Annotated in this window: 16 protein-coding genes and 2 pseudogenes; 5 read left to right on the forward strand and 13 right to left on the reverse strand. The window is 51.0% G+C overall.

Features of this window, described 5'->3' with window-relative positions:
- Positions 1-52: 52 nt before the first annotated feature.
- The 3 genes and pseudogenes from I656_RS07935 to I656_RS07925 all read right to left on the reverse strand — a co-directional run bounded on the left by I656_RS07935 (position 53) and on the right by I656_RS07925 (position 4,491).
- Positions 53-784 (reverse strand): FadR/GntR family transcriptional regulator, encoded by a 732-nt coding sequence (locus I656_RS07935; RefSeq protein ID WP_015374591.1) that lies wholly within the window; start codon positions 782-784, stop codon positions 53-55.
- A 136-nt stretch (positions 785-920) separates the two neighbouring features.
- Positions 921-2,641: pseudogene (gene cysI / locus I656_RS07930) on the reverse strand (assimilatory sulfite reductase (NADPH) hemoprotein subunit).
- A gap of 26 nt (positions 2,642-2,667) precedes the next feature.
- Positions 2,668-4,491 carry an assimilatory sulfite reductase (NADPH) flavoprotein subunit gene (locus I656_RS07925; RefSeq protein ID WP_033005622.1) on the reverse strand — a complete coding sequence of 608 codons (1,824 nt, stop codon included), beginning with the start codon at positions 4,489-4,491 and terminating at the stop codon, positions 2,668-2,670.
- Between the two features lie 240 nt (positions 4,492-4,731).
- Here I656_RS07925 and I656_RS07920 point away from each other — a divergent pair, with 240 nt between their 5' ends.
- Entirely contained in the window at positions 4,732-5,619 is an 888-nt protein-coding gene (locus tag I656_RS07920) for a LysR substrate-binding domain-containing protein (RefSeq protein ID WP_033005623.1), read from the forward strand.
- Between the two features lie 31 nt (positions 5,620-5,650).
- Here the strand turns inward: I656_RS07920 and I656_RS07915 are convergent, their stop codons facing one another.
- From I656_RS07915 to I656_RS07905, 4 genes and pseudogenes are all read right to left on the reverse strand, one after another.
- On the reverse strand, positions 5,651-6,574 hold the full coding sequence (locus I656_RS07915) for a cation diffusion facilitator family transporter (protein WP_020755087.1): 924 nt from the start codon (positions 6,572-6,574) through the stop codon (positions 5,651-5,653).
- A gap of 17 nt (positions 6,575-6,591) precedes the next feature.
- A complete protein-coding gene (locus I656_RS07910; protein WP_011230902.1) occupies positions 6,592-6,900 on the reverse strand; it encodes a helix-turn-helix transcriptional regulator in 309 nt (102 codons plus the stop codon).
- Between the two features lie 194 nt (positions 6,901-7,094).
- A pseudogene (locus tag I656_RS0115585) lies at positions 7,095-7,411 on the reverse strand (YbjQ family protein).
- 66 nt (positions 7,412-7,477) lie between these two features.
- Positions 7,478-7,948: a DUF2935 domain-containing protein gene (locus I656_RS07905; protein WP_011230900.1), complete on the reverse strand. Its 471-nt coding sequence runs from the start codon at positions 7,946-7,948 to the stop codon at positions 7,478-7,480.
- Between the two features lie 167 nt (positions 7,949-8,115).
- Between I656_RS07905 and I656_RS07900 the strand changes: the two genes are divergently transcribed.
- The gene (locus I656_RS07900) at positions 8,116-8,874 is read left to right on the forward strand and encodes an SDR family oxidoreductase (RefSeq protein ID WP_020755091.1); all 759 of its coding nucleotides are present in this window, start codon (positions 8,116-8,118) and stop codon (positions 8,872-8,874) included.
- A gap of 131 nt (positions 8,875-9,005) precedes the next feature.
- Here the strand turns inward: I656_RS07900 and I656_RS0115590 are convergent, their stop codons facing one another.
- Positions 9,006-9,263, reverse strand: coding sequence for a membrane protein (locus I656_RS0115590; protein WP_033005632.1), 258 nt, complete (start codon positions 9,261-9,263; stop codon positions 9,006-9,008).
- Between the two features lie 357 nt (positions 9,264-9,620).
- On the opposite strand from I656_RS0115590, the gene I656_RS07895 reads away from it, so the two are divergent.
- From I656_RS07895 to I656_RS07885, 3 genes are all read left to right on the forward strand, one after another.
- On the forward strand, positions 9,621-10,460 hold the full coding sequence (locus I656_RS07895) for an MBL fold metallo-hydrolase (protein WP_020755094.1): 840 nt from the start codon (positions 9,621-9,623) through the stop codon (positions 10,458-10,460).
- A 136-nt stretch (positions 10,461-10,596) separates the two neighbouring features.
- Positions 10,597-11,391 carry an adenosylmethionine decarboxylase gene (gene speD / locus I656_RS07890; RefSeq protein WP_015374578.1) on the forward strand — a complete coding sequence of 265 codons (795 nt, stop codon included), beginning with the start codon at positions 10,597-10,599 and terminating at the stop codon, positions 11,389-11,391.
- Between the two features lie 106 nt (positions 11,392-11,497).
- Positions 11,498-12,619, forward strand: coding sequence for an FAD-binding oxidoreductase (locus tag I656_RS07885; RefSeq protein WP_015374577.1), 1,122 nt, complete (start codon positions 11,498-11,500; stop codon positions 12,617-12,619).
- 104 nt (positions 12,620-12,723) lie between these two features.
- On the opposite strand, the gene I656_RS0115595 is transcribed toward I656_RS07885, so the two are convergent.
- The 5 genes from I656_RS0115595 to I656_RS18645 form a co-directional block, all read right to left on the reverse strand.
- Positions 12,724-13,278 carry a YpiB family protein gene (locus I656_RS0115595; RefSeq protein ID WP_015374576.1) on the reverse strand — a complete coding sequence of 185 codons (555 nt, stop codon included), beginning with the start codon at positions 13,276-13,278 and terminating at the stop codon, positions 12,724-12,726.
- A 284-nt stretch (positions 13,279-13,562) separates the two neighbouring features.
- A complete protein-coding gene (locus I656_RS07880) occupies positions 13,563-15,077 on the reverse strand; it encodes a malate:quinone oxidoreductase (RefSeq protein WP_190300167.1) in 1,515 nt (504 codons plus the stop codon).
- A gap of 392 nt (positions 15,078-15,469) precedes the next feature.
- The gene (locus I656_RS07875; protein ID WP_020755097.1) at positions 15,470-15,958 is read right to left on the reverse strand and encodes a hypothetical protein; all 489 of its coding nucleotides are present in this window, start codon (positions 15,956-15,958) and stop codon (positions 15,470-15,472) included.
- A gap of 1,010 nt (positions 15,959-16,968) precedes the next feature.
- Positions 16,969-17,349 (reverse strand): hypothetical protein, encoded by a 381-nt coding sequence (locus I656_RS07870; RefSeq protein ID WP_050488640.1) that lies wholly within the window; start codon positions 17,347-17,349, stop codon positions 16,969-16,971.
- Positions 17,327-17,674 carry a hypothetical protein gene (locus I656_RS18645; protein ID WP_020755101.1) on the reverse strand — a complete coding sequence of 116 codons (348 nt, stop codon included), beginning with the start codon at positions 17,672-17,674 and terminating at the stop codon, positions 17,327-17,329. The genes I656_RS07870 and I656_RS18645 overlap by 23 nt, the downstream gene beginning before the upstream one ends.
- Positions 17,675-17,942 lie beyond the last annotated feature (268 nt).

A 17,942-nucleotide genomic window follows, 5' to 3' on the forward strand; every position in this document is an offset into this window, starting at 1 on the left:
TTTTATAGTCAATTCCGAAAATAAAAAATAAAAGGGCAAAAGCCCTTTCCCCTTACATTGGATCGCTGGTCAAAACTGTTGTGTTTTCTAACCACTGTTGCTCGTAACTCAAAAGTTTTTCCCTTACAAAGCTTAAATGCCGATACATTTGCGCAAAAGCCTCATATGGGTCTCGCTTCTTTAAAGCATGATAAATGGCCAAGTGATGTTCAACTGTTATCTCACGATCACGCGTCCGAATGAGCCGATCCATTTTCTCATGAGTGATGAGCAAAGAAAAAATCATGCCTTCTACGACAGGATTGTTGGCGCTTAGCGCAATAATTTTATGGAAACGCTTGTCGTACACTCCATAATTATCATCTTCGCTATCCGCGATCATATCAATCGTTTCTTTCAATTGCTCGAGCTGCTCATCGGTGATTTTTTCTGCAGCTATTGTCACAAGCCCCAACTCTAACGCCATTCGAGCTTCAATAATAGCAGGCAAATTGTCGATCGACAATGCCAACATCACCGAAAATGGCTCACTGCCGATTTTGTCGTTAAAATACGTCCCGCCCCGCGTCTTTCGTGTAATCACCCCCATTGTCTCAAGCGAGCTCAACGCTTCGCGCAGTACAGGCCGGCTGACCCCTAACTTCTCCATCAATTCCATCTCTGGCGGCAATTTATCGCCTGGCTTCACTTGACCGCTTGCCAAAAGCTGAACAATCTGTTCAATGACCTGTTTGGACAACGTATTTCGATTTACCGATTTTACAAATATGTCGTGTTCACTCATGTTCCTCACCTTCCCTTCACTATATTATGATTGTAAGACAAATTCGAACGCTTCACAATATAGAAATTACAATAAAAACCAGCCCCTCCTTTTCATTTTCGCCAAGGAGAAGCTGGTTTTGATCCATTATTCGCCCTCAATCATGAAAATTCGTCCCATCCGTCACTTCTTTGACGATGCCGGCGCGGATGACGAAGTCGCCGAAATGTTCACCGTCAAGACGCTCTTTCGCATAGCGGGATAGGAGAACGCGCAGTTCGCGCAAAATTTCTTCTTCGCCGATGTTTTCGCGGTACAGTTTGCCAAGCGCGTGCCGTTGAACGCAGCGCCGAGGTACATGTTGTATTTTCCGACCGCTTTGCCGACGAAGGCGATTTCTGCGAGCACGTGGCGGGCGCAGCCGTTCGGACAGCCCGTCATGCGGATCGTGATTTCTTCGTCACGCAAACCGTTTTCATCGATAATTTCCTCGATTTTATCGAGCAGTTTCGGCAAGTAGCGCTCCGCTTCCGCCATCGCCAAGCCGCACGTCGGCAAGGCGACACAGGCGAGCGCGTTGCGGCGCAAGGCGGTGTACCGGCGGCCGTCGGTCAAGCCGTATTCGGCGATGAGTGCCTCGATTTCCGGCTTTTTCTCGCTCGTGACGTTGGCAATCACTAAGTTTTGGTTTGGCGTCAACCGGAAATCGCCGGTATGGACTTTGGCGATTTCGCGCAGGCCGGTCATCAGCTTGTAATCGTCGTAGTCTTTGACGCGGCCGCCTTCGACAAAGAGCGTGAAATGCCATGTCCCATTGACGCCTTCGACCCAGCCGTAGCGGTCGCCGCTATGCTCGAAATGGTACGGGCGCGCTTCGCCGAGCCTCCAGCCGAGGCGGCGCTCAATTTCTTCTTTCACCGCTTCCAGCCCAAGCCGATCGATCGTGTATTTGAAGCGGGCGTGTTTGCGCGATGAGCGGTTGCCGTAGTCGCGCTGAACGGTCATAATTTTCTCCGCCACTTCCACGACTTGATCCGGCTTGCAGAAGCCGATCACTTTCGCCAGTTGCGGATACGTCGTTTTGTCCCCATGGGTCATCCCCATGCCGCCGCCGATGGCGACATTAAACCCGGCGAGCTTGCCGTCTTCGACAATGGCAATGAACCCGATGTCTTGCGAGAACACATCGACGTCGTTCGACGGCGGAACGGCAATGCCGATTTTAAACTTCCGCGGCAAATACGTCGGTCCGTAAATCGGCTCTTCTTCGCCGTCAACCGCCGGCGTGCCCGCCACTTTCTCGTCGTCCAGCCAAATTTCGTAATACGCCCTCGTCCGCGGCAGCAAATGGTCGCTGATCAGCTTCGCCCATTCATACACTTCCGCATGCACTTCCGACTGGTACGGGTTCGGGTTGCACATGACGTTTCGGTTGACGTCGCCACAGGCGGCGAGTGTCGTCATCAAGGCGCCATTGATGGCTTGCATCGTTTTTTTCACGTTCCATTTCAAGACGCCGTGCAGTTGGAACGCCTGGCGCGTCGTTAATTTTAACGTGCCGTTCGCGTATTTGCGGGCAAGTTCATCCATGACAAGCCACTGTTCGGGCGTCGCCACCCCGCCCGGCGTGCGGACGCGAACCATGAACTGGTATGCAGGCTCCAGTTTTTGTTTTTGCCGCTCGGTGCGCACGTCGCGGTCGTCTTGCAAATAGCTGCCGTGAAACTTCATCAGCCGGTTGTCATCATCTGGGATGCCCGCGCTGAGCGGGTCTTCCATCGTTTCGGCAAGCGTGCCGCGCAAGTAACGGCTTTCCTGTTTAATGCGCTCGACATCGCTTGGCGGTCCGTCCGGCGCTTTTAACACGACTTTCGCCATTTCCGATTCCACTCCTTCTTTAGAGATTAATAGACGTCGCGTTGGTACCGTTTTTGCTTTTGCATTTCCGTCAAATACGCTTCCGCCTGTTCGCGGCTCATGCCGCCCTCTTTTTCGATAATCTCGATCAACGTCTGATGGACGTCGCGCGCCATGTGTTGTTTGTCGCCGCATACGTAGACGACGGCGCCATCCTCGAGCCAGCCGAACAGCTCTTTGCTTCGCTCGAGCATCCGGTGTTGGACGTATACTTTTTTCTCCGTATCGCGCGAGAAGGCGACATCCATTTTGGTCAGCACACCGCTTTTCAGCCAGGCGAGCCATTCCGTTTGATACAGGAAGTCGGTCATAAAATGTTGGTCGCCGAAAAAGAGCCACGATTTTCCGTTGGCTCCTGTCGCCTCACGCTCTTGCATAAAAGCGCGGAACGGCGCGACCCCAGTGCCTGGACCGATCATAATGATTGGCGTCGATGGGTCTTTTGGCAGCTTAAAATTCGGGTTCGGCTGCACAAAGACCGGCAACGTATCGCCGATTTGGACGCGTTCGGCGCAGAACGTTGAGCACACCCCTTTGCGCAGGCGGCCGTGCGACTCATAACGGACCGCGCCGATCGTCAAGTGCACTTCATCTGGATAGGCCGCTAAGCTACTCGCGATCGAGTACAGGCGCGGCGGCATTTTGCGCAAAATCGAGATGACTTGTTGCGGCGCCGCATCCCATGGGCCGAAGTCGCGGAACGCATCCAATAAGTCGCGGCCTTTGGCGTATTCTTTCAGCTTCACCTCATTGCCTGGGGCAACGAGCGCTTGAAGCTCGCTGTTTTTCGACAGCGGCGCAAGCTTTTGCAACAGCGCTTTGGTCAACACAGTGATTTCAAAATGGGACGTGAGCGCTTCTTTGAGCGACCGCACTTCCCCGTCTTTGTCGATCGTCACCGTTTCTTCCGGGTTCCATTTCATTTCTTGAATGATCCGCTCAACCAGCTCGGGATCATTTTTCGGGAAAATGCCAAGCGCATCGCCCGGTTCGTACTTCAACCCCGATCCCTCGAGCGACAATTCCAAATGGCGCGTTTCCTTGTTCGATCCGCGGCCGTTTAAGTTGATGTTTTCAAGCACCTCCGCCGGGAACGGGTTTTTCCGCGAATAGACGACCGCCGGTTCGGCTTTCGGCACGGCCGCAACGGCCGACAACACTGGCGCGGCCTCGGCATTGGCCCCTTTGCTCAGCTCGGCAAGCACGCCGTCAAGCCATTTCGCCGCCGCTTCCTCGTAGTCGACGTCACAGTCGACGCGCGGATAAAACCGCTCTCCCCCGAGCTCCTCGAGCCGCTTGTCAAAATCTTTCCCCGTCTGGCAAAAATGTTCATACGACGTATCGCCAAGCGCCAAGACGGAAAAGCGTAAATGATTCAGCTTCGGCGCCCGTTTGCTGTGGAGAAACTCGTAAAACGACACCGCGTTGTCTGGCGGATCGCCTTCCCCATGCGTGCTCACGACGATGAGCAGCGTCTCGACTTTCTTCAATTCATTCGGCTTAAAGTCAAGCATGGACGACACTTTCGCCTCGAATCCGCGCTCCTTAAGCGCCTTGCCTGCTTTTTCGGCCAGTTTTTGCGCATTGCCGGTCTGCGAACCGTACAGAACGGTCACTTCTTTCGAAACCGGTTTCCCGCCCCCGACAAGCAGTGCGGGCGCTTCGGCGTCAAGCACAGCAGCGGCCGACTCGGCGGCGGCCAAATACCCGCTCAGCCAAAATTTTTGCGCTGGCGTCAACGTCGGCAACAAACGGTTCAAGAGCTCAATCTGCTCCTGGCTAAACGGACTGTTGGTTACTTGCAGCTGCAACGGTGTCCACCTCACAATATAAAATAAAATGGAACGATTGGCGCCGTTTCGGTCTCAACGACAGGACGAACGCCAAATTCCATTATTCCTATAAGCCAAGTATACTTTAATGAGGGTATCATATTTACACTTTACCGCAAAACAAAACATTAGTAAAATAAATATAAATTATTAAAACTATTAACATCACTAATAATGATCCGCAACAAAACAGTCAGGCTGCATGCGAGGGGTTGGCCAATGTATTACGACGAGTTGAAGACGTTCATTACGTTAGCAGAAGTGAAAAATTTCACAAAGACGGCGGAAATTCTCCATTTATCCCAGCCAAGTGTCAGCTTGCACATTAAAAATTTAGAGAAGGAGTTCCAGACGAAACTGTTCATCCGCTCCCCGAAGCGGCTGCGCATGACGCCGACAGGTGAACTTTTGTACGATCGCGCCAAACAAATGATGGCGCTCTATGAACAAACGAAGCAAGACATTTTGGAGCACCATCACTCAGTGAAAGGCAAATTGACCATCGGCGCCAGCTTTACGATTGGAGAGTATATTTTGCCCCCGCTTTTGCCCGATTTCCAAAAGCGCTATCCAGAATTGGAGCTTGAGGTGATGATCGGCAACACGAAAGAAATTGTCGAACTCGTCAAATCGTATCAAGTCGACATCGGCTTGATCGAAGGGCAAACGAACGAAAAAGAATTGTCCGTCCACCCGTTTATGCAAGACGAGCTCGTCATCGTCGCCTCCAAGCGGCACGAGCTAGCGCAAAAAGGCGAAGTCACGATCAGCGAGCTGCAAAACGAGGCGTGGGTGGCGCGCGAAGTCGGGTCGGGGACAAGGGAATATTTCAATCATTTCATCCGCTCGAACGGGCTGAAAATCCAATCGCTCATGATCATCAGCAGCAACCAAGGCATTAAAGAAACGCTGATCAACGGCAACGCTTTGTCCTTGCTGTCGCGCAGCGTCGTCGCCCGCGACATCGAGCACGGCCACCTGTCCATCGTTCACTTGAACCATCCACCGTTTTACCGAATGTTTTCCTATATTTGTGCACCGATTATGGAAAACAAGCAAAATGTACGTATCTTCCTTGAAACGTTGCAACACAATTGGAGATCCTAAAAAACACGGGGAGAAGCTTGGCAGCCCTCCCCTATACTTCCATCTCCCCATGGCGAATATGCGGCATTTCGATTTGAATCGTCGCATGGCGAATGTGAAAGCGCGTCTCGATCAAATCAATCGCCCGCTGCAAAACCGCCTGCCCATCGCAACCTTCCTCAATGAGCAAATGGCAGCTTAACGAATCAAGCCCCGAGGTGATCGTCCAAATATGCAAATCGTGCACATCGATCACGCCATCAATGCCGGAGAGCGCCGCTTTTACTTCCCCATGGTCAATCGCCGCCGGCGTTCCTTCCATTAAAATATGCACCGTCTGTTTCACCACGGCCAACGCCCCTTTTAAAATCAGCACCGACACCGCAATGGAAATGAGCGGATCAGCCGCGTACCAATCGAACAGCCAGATGACAAGCCCCGCCGCGATCGCCCCGACCGAGCCTAACGCATCGCCAAGCACATGAAGATAGGCGCTGCGGACATTGACGTTCTCTTTGACATCCCCTTTGCGCATTAACACCCAAGCGCTTGCCAAATTAGCCAGCAACCCTATGACAGCAATGGCCATCATCGGCCCGCTCGCGACAGCAGGTGGATTCACAAACCTCGCGACCGCTTCCCAAATAATCCAAGCGGCAATCCCCACCAACGTGCCCCCGTTTACTAGCGCCGCTAAAATCTCGAACCGGTAAAATCCATACGTTCTCTTCGGCGACGCGGGCTTCGCCGCCAGCCAAACCGCCGCCAGGCTTAACAGAAGCGAAATGGCATCACTCAGCATATGCCCCGAATCCGAAAGAAGAGCAAGGCTGTTCGTCACAAGCCCGCCGACAAACTCGAGCACCATGATCCCGATCGTTACACCGAGGGCAATCGCCAGCCCTTTTTGATTTCCTTCTCTGCCGTGATGATGCCCGTGATGGTGATCACAATGGCCGTGCGCGTGATGATGCATCCATCTTCTCTCCTTATTTATTGGTGTTGTGCGTGATCAATCGCCTGCTTTAGCAACGATATGACATGTTCGTCATCACATGAGTAAACCAACATCTTCCCCTCACGGCGATATTTCACAAGCCGCAACGTCCGAAGCAGCGCCAACTGATGGGAAACCGCCGATTGCGACATGCCGAGCACTTCCGCAATATGGCCTACATGGCATTCTTCCTGCGACAACAAATACAACATCTTCATCCGAGTCGGATCCGCTAGGGCTTTAAAGATCCGTGACACTTCCTCAATCACACTTTCATCTAAAAACGAATGATCCTCTGCGTTCATGGCTGTTCCCTCACATTTTAATATATGAGCATTTGTTCATATATGCGAATCATAAACCGCTTTTTTTTTCTTCTGTCAATCCTATTTCAAGCTGCAAAACCCCATCAGCATCAACAGCCGATGCACTGACACCCCCACAACGGCAGCCGACAAAGCAAAAAAAAGCAGGGGCCGATAGACCCGCTGCTTTCCCATTACGATTTCAGCCGCACCGCCGTCCCCGTCGCAATGCACATCATCATGCCGTCGCGCAGCGTTTCAAAATCGAGATCCACCCCGATGACGGCGTTGGCGCCAAGCTTCTCGCCTTATTGACCATCTCCTTGATCGCCATCTCCCGCCCTTCGGCCAGCTTGCTTTCATACGTTCCGCTCCGCCCGCCGATGATGTCGGTGATGCTGGCGAGAAAATCACGGACGACATTGGCGCCCAAAATGACCTCTCCCGCTACGATGCCCAAATACTCTTCAATTTCTTTTCCCTCAATGGTATTGGTGGTCGTGACAATCACAGCTATGTCCCCCTCGTGCTCATCATAATAGGTGGAAGCACCCAATTCCATTATACTACATTGCATCTATGACGTCGCCGATGAATCTGTCCGCAGTGCAGCCAATGCCGAATGAGTACCGTACAGCAACAACTGCGCGATGCCGACAAAATACTCCGATTCGCGAATGATGTGATCGAGCACCACCTTGGCGGTCGGGTTTTGGCTGACGGCTTTGCTGCGGGTTTTGATTTGCCGGCATAATTCGATGAACTGAAGGCTCTGCTCTAGGCAGTACGACACAAAATGGAGCACTTGTTGATGCAGTTGTTCAGGAACATAATGGCCGGCCCGAACCACCGATTCGATATAACGGACCGCGTGCTGATGCGCAGCCGAAAGCGCCTCCTCCCATTTTTTCAACGCTTCTACATATGGCGCTTCCAATCCAGACGCAAGCTCGCGAATGACGACCGTATGTTCTTCCTCTTGGTGCTTCCAGAATTCAATCTCATCCAAAACGCGCAGCGGCATGTGTGGGCCGTAGTAAAATTGCACGCTCTTCCCTCCCTGTTTCCCCTCTTCTTTCAATGTATGGATCGATCAGTGGAAGTATGCACTAATATAAACTAGAAAAATATTTTGATCTTTCCTGTGACAAAAGACAAGCGCATGGGTACAAAATGGAAAAGATAATGTTTTGAAATTAGGGAGGAGCTTGCGCTATGAAATTAGAGGGAAAAGTTGCCGTTGTTACTGGAGGCGCCTCAGGGATGGGAAAAGCGATAGCACTGTTGTTTGCCAAAGAAGGAGCAAAAGTAGTCGTCTCAGACATTCACGAAGAAGGGCAGTCTGCTGTGGTCAAAGAGATTACAGAAAACGGTGGAACAGCTATCGGCATCACCGCCAATGTCGCTAATAAGGAACATGTGGAACGATTAATCGATGAGACGTTGCAAGCGTTCGGCTCACTCGACATTTTAGTCAACAATGCTGGAATTATGGACAACTTTGTTCCTGCTGCCGAGGTGACGGACGAGCTGTGGGAGAAAGTGTTTGCGGTTAATGTAACAAGCGTCATGCGTACGACTCGTAAAGCACTATCCATTTTTCTCCCCCAAAAAAGCGGGGTGATCATCAACATCGCCTCCGTTGGCGGACTTTATGGCTCGCGAGCCGGAGCCGCCTATACTGCTTCAAAGCATGCTGTCATTGGACTGACGAAAAACGTGGCATTTCAATATGCAAAAGAAGGTATCCGCTGCAACGCCATCGCACCGGGGGGCGTCAGTACAAACATCGGCGCCACGATCACTGCGCCCAATCCATTCGGAATGGAGAGGGCCATGGCAGGTGCGGCTCTCAACCCTCGTGCAGGCGAGCCGGAAGAAATCGCCAGCATCGCCTTGTTTTTAGCTTCCGACGATGCCAGTTTTCTAAACGGCGCCGTGATCGTTGCCGACGCCGGCTGGACAGCGTATTGACAACGACACTGCTGCCACCCACCTTTTCGGTTATAGGCGAGATAGATCTTTCAGAAACAAAACAGAAAAGGAAAAGCCGCCCCAACACGTTTCGTTCCCCTTCGGGACCGGCTTTTTCCTTTTCCTTTTTGTCAGCCGCGAACCATTTGGTACACGTGCATTACCAAAGCGACGACCGTTGCCACTCCAACAAACGACACCAAATACAAAATCGGCGACCCCGTGTGGCCAAACACCACTTCATTTTGCAGCATGGCCGCTTTCTCCCAAGCATTCTCCACATCGGGCTTGTAAAGCTTCGTTTTCCAATACCCTATGCCGATGGTTGATGCCAAATACACGACATGAACGATGATCGAAATGACGAAAGCGTGAATAACGGTTTTCATGAACATCCCCTTCTCACCTTTCGGAAATATGGACGGTCCTCCATTGGAGGCGTCGGCGCAAATGTCCATCCATTGCATCCGCATTCCGATACGATCTTCTATCATTTTATCATACAAGTTGCGCAAAACCATCCCCTGCATATTTCCGAATCGTTCCTTTTGATCAAACGTTCAATCCCCCAAAAGAGGGGATATTCACAGACGCTTGATTGAAGTAAGCTTAACTGTAGCATCGCTTTTCTCCATCCCATCAAGCACATGATGGGTGTGAAACGCCAATAACAAATGAATGAACATTCATTCTGTTGTGGTATAATGGTAACAACATCCTCACACCAATAAGGAGGCCCGTTCGCCATGCTGATCGAGAAAGTGATCAAAAAACGGTTTGAAACGGAAGTGGTTCAAAACGTGCATATCGCCAAAGGAACGGCGACGTTTCAAGGCGTCCGCCTCACCGTCCGCTGCTTTGTCATCGATGGGGTGCTGATTGACACCGGCGCCAAATCAATGGAGCACGAATTCACCTCGTTTTTTCAACACCAAGACATCGATCAAGTCGTCATCACCCACTATCACGAAGACCATACCGGCTGCGCGGCATTTTTGCAGCGAAAGATGGGCCTGCCCATCTACATGCACGAACTGATGATCCATTATTGCCAGCAAAAGGCGGACTATCCGCTATACCGAAAAGTGTTTTGGGGCAAGCGCGACCCGTTCGTTGCCAAACCGATCGGCGCGACGTTTTCCTCGCGAAGCGCAACGTGGGACGTCATCCCGACGCCAGGTCATTCCATCGATCATGTGGCGTTTTTGAACCGCGAAACGGGGCAATTGTTCAGCGGCGACTTGTACTGTCAGGAGAAAACGAAAGTCATCTTGCGCGAGGAAAACATCCCGGCGATCATCGCCTCCTTGCAACACGTGTTGACATACGATTTCGGCGACGTCTTCTGCGCCCATGCCGGCTATCTCCCAAACGGGCGCGAGGCCTTGCAGCGAAAACTCGATTACTTGCTTGAACTTCAAGGCAACATCATCGATTTATACGAAAAAGGCATGCCGCCGAAACAAATTCAAGAAACGCTTTTCCCGAAAAAATATCCGATCGTCTTTTTTTCGGCGAAGGAGTGGGACTCCCTTCACATTGTCCGGTCGGTCATTCAAGAATATCAAGCGAAACGGGCAAGCTGAAGCGGACGCTTCCCGGAAATGGCCATAGACCATTAGGGCAAGCCCATATTCCGTTTTCTTCCATTTCAAATGAAAAATTACTATCTTCGCCAGCAACGGGACAAATTAAGAAAAAACGAAAGGATGGGTCCCGTCGATGAACGAAACACCGCGCGTCAAGCTGCACGGGTTCAACAACTTGACGAAATCGCTCAGCTTCAATATGTACGATATTTGCTATACGAAAACGGCGAAGGAGCGGGAGGCGTATATCGAATACATTGACGACGTGTACAATGCCGAACGGCTGACGAATCTTTTAAAACGTGTCGCCGACATGATCGGCGCCCATGTGTTAAACATCGCCAAGCAAGATTACGTTCCGCAGGGCGCGAGCGTGACGATGCTCGTTTCCGAGGGGCCGGTCGTCGAGGTGCCCGAAGATGACGGCCCTTTGCCGGAGGCGGTGGTGCTTTCCCTTGACAAAAGCCATATCACCGTCCATACATACCCAGAATATCACCCGAATGACGGAATCAGCACGTTCCGCGCCGATATTGATGTCGTCACATGCGGGGAAATTTCGCCGCTCAAAGCGCTCGACTATTTGATTCATTCATTTGACGCCGACATTATGATCATCGACTACCGCGTGCGCGGATTTACGCGCGACATTCACGGATACAAGCTGTTTATCGACCATGACATTACGTCGATTCAAGATTATATCCCGGAGCACATTCGCGAAAAGTACGATATGATCGACGTAAACATTTACCAAGAGAATATTTTTCACACAAAATGCAAGTTGAAACAGTTTGACTTGGACAACTACTTGTTTGGCTATGCAAAAGAGGATTTGAGCGAACAAGAAGCGAATGAAACAACCGCCAAGCTGAGAAGGGAAATGGATGAGATCTTTTACGGAAAAAATATGCCGAACACCGTTTGACGCGGGCGCCTTTTTGACGCCTGCCGGCTTTCGGGCCGGCCCACACCGGTTCCCGATTGGCGCCGTCTATGGTATGCTAGTAGAAAAAAGGAAAAGGTGTTCATGAATGAAGTACATCATCGTCGGAGCCGGCATTTTAGGGGCCTCGACCGCTTACCATTTGGCCAAGGAAGGCGCAAACGTGATCATCATCGACCGCGGCGACAAAGGGCAGGCGACCGGTGCGGCGGCGGGGATTGTCTGCCCTTGGCTGTCGCAGCGCCGCAACCAAAAATGGTACCGATTGGCCAAAAACGGAGCGAAGTTTTACCCCTCCCTCATCGAAGAACTGCAAGCGCTCGGGGAAACGGACACCGGTTATGCGCGCGTCGGCGCCCTATGGCTGCACACGGACGAACAGAAACTGAAACAAATGGAGGAGCGCGCTCGCAAACGGCGCGAAGACGCGCCGGAAATGGGAGAGATCGTGCGGCTTCATCCCCATGAGGCGAAGGAGCTGTTTCCGCCGCTTGGCGGTGAGCATCATGCCCTATATGTGAGCGGCGCCGCCCGTGTGAACGGCCGGTCGGTGCGGGACGCCCTCACAAACGCGGCCCAAAAGCTTGGCGCCGCCTACATCCGCGGAAACGCCCAGATCCTGTTTGAAGGCTCCCGCGTCATCGGCGCGAAAGTCAATGGAGCGAAATACACGGCCGAAGCGGTCATCGTCACAGCCGGCGCATGGGCTGGCGAACTGCTCGAACCGTTGGGCGTTCGGTTTGCCGTCAGCCCGCAAAAAGGACAAATCGTTCATCTCGAATGGTTGGCAGGCGAGACCGACCGATGGCCGGTCGTCATGCCCCCGAACAATCAGTATATGCTCGCCTTCCCTGGAGGGCGAATCATCATCGGAACGACCCATGAAGATGAAGCGGGGATGGATGTCCGCGCCACCGCCGGCGGCATCCACGAAATACTGGACAAAGCGCTCGCCGTCGCGCCAGGGCTGTCGGCGTGCACCTACGTGGAAACACGGGTCGGGTTCCGCCCGCGCACGCCTGGATTTCTCCCTGTCTTCGGGGCTCTTCCCGGTTTTACCGGCCTTTACGCAGCCAACGGCCTTGGCTCTTCCGGGCTCACCGTCGGGCCATATTTAGGCGCAGAACTTGCCAAGCTTGTGCTCGGCCGCCCGACTGAACTTGATTCGTTCGACTACAACGTCGCCGAGGCCATCATCCCGCCTTCCTGACGCTGCCTCACGGTGCAACACTAGCACTCCCACCCGATGCCCAACTGCCGCGTTCAGCGGCCAGCGCCGGCTGCGGGCTTGCCCCATGCAGGCCCGCAGCCCGTTTAGCTGTTTTGTCCTTCGTATTTTTTCAACTGTTCCGTCAGCTGTTGAAACAACGCCATATCTTTTCGGTCAAGCGCCTGGTCAATTTGCATTTTCAACACCGATAGTTCATGACGTTTCAGCGCCTCATCCAACACTTGCTCGGCCGCCTTCGCCATTTTCTCATGCCGCTCGTGCCGCCTGACATTTTCAAACGCTTGGTGATCAATAAGCCGAAGGTACGAAAAATTCCTTGCCTTTCCTGGAAAATGGAGCGTCAAATAGAGCGTCTCGTTCGGATGCAGCGCCAAATCGCCCATAATCGAGGCAAGGCTCGTGCTTTTTTGACCGCGCCGATAAAAGACGAGCCCTTCCTCTTCCGCCATCGCAGTCGAAATGATCAGCCACCGCGCCTGCTTTTGCTCGGTTTCCGTAAAATGGACGTTCTCAAGCAAATGGGGGTGTTGAAGCAAGTATTGCAGCACAAATCGGGCATCGGGATGCTTCAAACGATGCTGCTGCAAAAACGTTGTTAAGAACTGCCGCTTTTCTGAATAGGACACCCATCTCGTCATAGCCTCACCCCCTTCAACTGCTTCTCCATGGAAGATAACAGCGGCCGCAGCGCAAGATCGTCTCAACAAGCCTCGATGATCCATTGCTATTCCATTCACGTCTTTGTTTTCCAGTATACTTGATTGCGCCCCGCCGTGCATCTGAAAACCACAGGGCAAGGCCCCTTTCATTCCGACACCAAGCGGCAAACGAAATAGAAAAACAGCCGCCCTTCATTTCCAGGCGGCTGCTCCTTCTAAGCAACGGGCTCTCGGCTTTCCTTTCCATTGCTAAGACCTATGGCCTACGCCAACTGCATCGCAAAGTGGCCGTTCAATCCGAGCGCTTCGGCTGTGGATGCTTGCACTTGCCGCAACAGCGCTTCGTTTTTCATCAACGACTCGCCGTAAGACGGAATCATCTCTTTCACTTTCGCCCGCCATTCGTTCATCCGTTCTGGGAAGCACTTCTCCATCACTTCAAGCATGACATGAACCGCCGTCGATGCCCCTGGCGACGCGCCGAGCAACGCCGCGATCGAACCATCAGCCGCATGGACGACTTCCGTGCCAAACTGCAGCGTTCCTTTGCCGCCAGCTTCCGTGTCTTTGATCACTTGCACGCGCTGACCCGCCACGACGATGTCCCACTCGTCGCTTTTTGCCGTCGGGACGAATTCCCGCAGCTCTTGCATGCGCTGTTCTTTCGACAACAGCACTTGCTGGATTAAATAGTTGGTCAAGGACATATTTTTCACGCCCGCCGCCAAGATCGTCAAGACGTTATGCGGCTTGATCGAGGTGAACAAGTCGAGCATCGAGCCGTTTTTCAAAAACTTCGGCGAAAACCCGGCAAATGGCCCAAACAGCAGCATCTTTTGATTGTCGATAAACCGCGTGTCCAAATGCGGCACCGACATCGGCGGCGCGCCGACTTTCGCTTTGCCGTACACTTTCGCATGGTGCTGCTCGACGACCTCGGGATTGTTGCACACCATAAACAACCCGCTCACCGGGAAGCCGCCGATTCCCTTCCCTTCCGGAATGCCGGACTTTTGCAACAGATGGAGGCTGCCTCCCCCGGCCCCGATGAAGACGAACTTGGCCGCATGAAGCTCCACCGCGCCCGTGTCCAAATTCCGCACTTTCAGCTCCCATAAGCCGTCGCTTGTCCGTTTGATATCCTCGACATGATGGCGGTAGCGGATCTCCACGTTCTTCCGTTTCAAATGTTCAAACAGTTGGCGCGTCAACGCCCCGAAGTTCACGTCCGTCCCCGATTCGATGCGGGTCGCCGCGATCGGCTCGTCCACCACCCGCCCTTCCATCATGAGCGGCACCCATTCGGCCAGCTTCTTCGGATCATCTGTGAATTCCATCCCTTTGAACAGCGGATTGGCCGCCATCGTTTCGTGGCGCTTCTTCAAAAACGCCACATTGTCTTCCCCTTGCACAAAGCTCATATGCGGCAGCGGACGGACGAAATCTTTCGGGTCACGAAGAATACCACTGTTGACCAAATAAGCCCAAAACTGCAAAGAGACGTAAAACTGCTCATTGATTTTAATCGCTTTGCCGATGTCAATCGACCCATCGGCCTTCTCAACCGTATAGTTCAACTCACACAGCGCCGCATGCCCCGTCCCGGCGTTGTTCCACTCGTTGGAGCTTTCCGCTCCTGCCTCTTCCAGTCTTTCAAAGACGACAATGTCCCACTCGGGCGCCAATTCCTTCAAGAGCGTCCCCAGCGTCGCGCTCATAATGCCCGCGCCGATTAAGATGACATCCGTTTTGGTTTGTCTGTTTCCCATGTTTACCATCCCTATCCATGAATAGTTGTAAAAGACCATCGAGCGAGCGCTCGAAATGATTCCACCGATACCCCTTTTATTTTTGAGGGCGATTTCAACATTTATTATAACACAATTGATTAATAGTATGTCACTATTATCAATTTGAACAAAATATATTACTATAATTCAATGCAACATCGTATATCCATAACATCAACACAGCCATCCCAACATCGCCCTTCATAATAATTTTACAAAATCGTTGAATATTTCGCCACCATCTCGAGAAAAAACGCAGAGATTTTTCAAGAAGGCTGATGAAAAACACATTTTATAGCAGCAAAAAAGACGGCTCCATGCCGCCAAAGCGTCATATAAGCCATCTACACCCGAAACATTTCAAGGTGACATCCATCGTATTAGGCAATCGTTTTTTCAATTTCTCTAACAAATGGCTCGTGCGAAGTATTCTCTAAAAAATCTTCGAATATTTCATCAAGTTGCAAGTTGAGATCTTCATTGACCTCATTCCCGTCCTCGTCATAAATCTCAAAGTGGCTGTACTTCCATTGATCAAATGTTTCCCTAAGCAAGTCACAGTATGTCACCCAATGCTTTCCATAGTTAGACATATACGTCGGCACCCATTGATCAATGTAAACGTTGTTTAACAACTCATCTAACGGAGAACAATAAAATCGCGAGCCCTTACTTCTCCCCAACGATCGGACAAGCTCGGCAAACTCTTCCTTCTTCATTTTCCTCACTTCACCGGAATAGTCATAGCTGATCTTGCCGTTGGGGTTGATGAATGGTTCAGCGTTGTATATCCATTGGTGCGGTATATGCGTTTGAATCACTTCCATGAGCATTCGGGCAATGAGTTGCGGGATATCACGGAAATCCAATTTCCTCTCCCTCCCTCTAGAAATGTTGATCTATCAAGACTTTTCGGCCCCTCAGGGGTGTCCAAAAAATATTTTCCGACAAAATCCCTTACATCATTTTTCAGTTTTGTTGATATCTTACAGACCCAAGGTGCGCTCCTTTCTAGCTAAGATACTTCGATGAGCACTCTCGTTTCCCATTGTTCAATCACTTTTTCTCGGCTCGGCTGATGTTTCCAAACTGCTTTTTCGGTCAAGTCAAACATATGGGGATGCAAATCGTTCACTTCCAGTATACTCCATTCAGCAACCGGATTGTCATACTGAATGTCATTCCGTTAGTGTTGCTTGCACAGCTCCACAGGGAAAAGCGAAACTGCAACACTTCGCCAAAGGGAAACACCATTGAAAACACGGAAAGTTCATTGCTGAGGGCCTCACAGCTGAAGAGAGCAATTGGTGCAATGTTGCGGTGGCATTTCTCAAACAGGCGGCTGAAATCGAAAAAAAGCGCCCTTAGGAAATAACAATTGTACACAATCGCCTTCTCATTCCCGTCGAATGCTGTGGAGAAATTCCGCATCGATTACTTTCCTGTCATCGACAAGATCTAACAGTTCATCGTGCGGGCGAATCTCATCATTGCTGTCGGAATAATAAAGGGTGATATGCACTCCTTCTGATTGGGGCGATTTGTAACGCGGGCAAAAAATCACTGTCCCACGAATAAGGCAATTCGCGAATACAAAGCATTCCCTCCCGTCCATGGCAATGAATACAAAAGGAGCGGCGATGCCGCCCCCTCTCTTGACCTGCCATCCATCCGAACGGCAACGGTTATTCTAAATATCATTATAATTGGAAAAACGGTGCATGTAAATCCCTCAGTTGAGATGAACAGGCCATTCGCATCGAGCCAGTTGGCCCCGAGAAGCTTATGTCCCGTGCGTCAATCCATGCAAAAAGGCGGAGCGATTCGCCTTTTCTTTACCCAAAATAAAGCGATCATTACCCCCCCTGACAACAATGACCTACACTTCTTCCAGCTGAACCTGCTTGCAAATAATTTGCAGCAACGGCTCTGTATAATCAAAGGTATAGATACGAAAATGCTGAAATCCGCTTGAATCTGCTGCTGCATGTTCGAAGCGAATCATGGTAAACAAGCTGTCAAAATGGAGATCCTCCCTCGACATTCCTATGACTTCCTTCCTCATTGTGTACTCTACAGCCAAGCAATCCGTAAAATGCAACACGAATGTTCTATTTTCCTCTCTATTCTCCTGTACATCCCAATAATAGTCGATTGTGATAGACAAATCTAACGGATTGTTCCACTTGATATCCGTTATAATGCTATCTGTGAAGTCAAAATGGTCTTTGATTTCTTTATAGTTGTTGGCAATGATCATTTGACTCCCCCTCCTCTCCAGCATGAAAATGCCTCTTCTTTTCAGGAACACCGATCGTCACAACACCATCATGAAAACATTCGATTGCATACTCTCCATGTTGGCAAAGAATAAAAGTGTCTGACCCCACTGCCACCACATCATCAATAGCATGCAGAACTCTCTCTAATGTCGTCTGGATGCCAGGGTTATCAGAATAATTCCATAGCACAATCACATCGTAATGATCAATTCCCCTTTGCCGCAGCCAATCAACTACTTCCGATGCATGCTTTATGTGTTTCTTTTCCGATACCTTTTCCCAATCGATTCTCCCCCAAGGCAAGATCGGGAATCATGTGCACAAATAATCAAAATATGTTTCGGTTTCCCCGCTCGTTAACATCCTCAAGTTCTCATGGCCTATTGCATAAACACACTCTTCAAATAATGTCATGTTTGCCCCCCGCTTCAATATCGTTCGATGCCACTGTATGTACTGTATATATTTTCATGTCTTTTCCACATGCATTGAACTCAACGTGAGCGCCACTCTACATTCCTTGCCTCAATAAGAATGATATTCACCCCATCGGATTCCCAAAAAATGAAAA

It is taken from the genome of Geobacillus sp. WSUCF1 (assembly GCF_000422025.1).
Taxonomy (GTDB): domain Bacteria; phylum Bacillota; class Bacilli; order Bacillales; family Anoxybacillaceae; genus Geobacillus; species Geobacillus zalihae.

Excerpts from the sequence above, each read along its gene's own strand:
- I656_RS07900 (WP_020755091.1), top strand. The coding sequence starts at position 8,116 with ATGAAATTAGAGGGAAAAGTTGCCGTTGTTACTGGAGGCGCCTCAGGG.
- I656_RS07935 (WP_015374591.1), bottom strand. The coding sequence starts at position 784 with ATGAGTGAACACGACATATTTGTAAAATCGGTAAATCGAAATACGTTG.
- I656_RS07915 (WP_020755087.1), bottom strand. The coding sequence starts at position 6,574 with ATGCATCATCACGCGCACGGCCATTGTGATCACCATCACGGGCATCAT.
- I656_RS07920 (WP_033005623.1), top strand. The coding sequence starts at position 4,732 with ATGTATTACGACGAGTTGAAGACGTTCATTACGTTAGCAGAAGTGAAA.
- I656_RS07870 (WP_050488640.1), bottom strand. The coding sequence starts at position 17,349 with ATGATCATTGCCAACAACTATAAAGAAATCAAAGACCATTTTGACTTC.
- I656_RS07895 (WP_020755094.1), top strand. The coding sequence starts at position 9,621 with ATGCTGATCGAGAAAGTGATCAAAAAACGGTTTGAAACGGAAGTGGTT.
- speD (WP_015374578.1), top strand. The coding sequence starts at position 10,597 with ATGAACGAAACACCGCGCGTCAAGCTGCACGGGTTCAACAACTTGACG.
- I656_RS07880 (WP_190300167.1), bottom strand. The coding sequence starts at position 15,077 with ATGGTAAACATGGGAAACAGACAAACCAAAACGGATGTCATCTTAATC.
- I656_RS07885 (WP_015374577.1), top strand. The coding sequence starts at position 11,498 with ATGAAGTACATCATCGTCGGAGCCGGCATTTTAGGGGCCTCGACCGCT.
- I656_RS0115595 (WP_015374576.1), bottom strand. The coding sequence starts at position 13,278 with ATGACGAGATGGGTGTCCTATTCAGAAAAGCGGCAGTTCTTAACAACG.
- I656_RS0115590 (WP_033005632.1), bottom strand. The coding sequence starts at position 9,263 with ATGAAAACCGTTATTCACGCTTTCGTCATTTCGATCATCGTTCATGTC.
- I656_RS07910 (WP_011230902.1), bottom strand. The coding sequence starts at position 6,900 with ATGAACGCAGAGGATCATTCGTTTTTAGATGAAAGTGTGATTGAGGAA.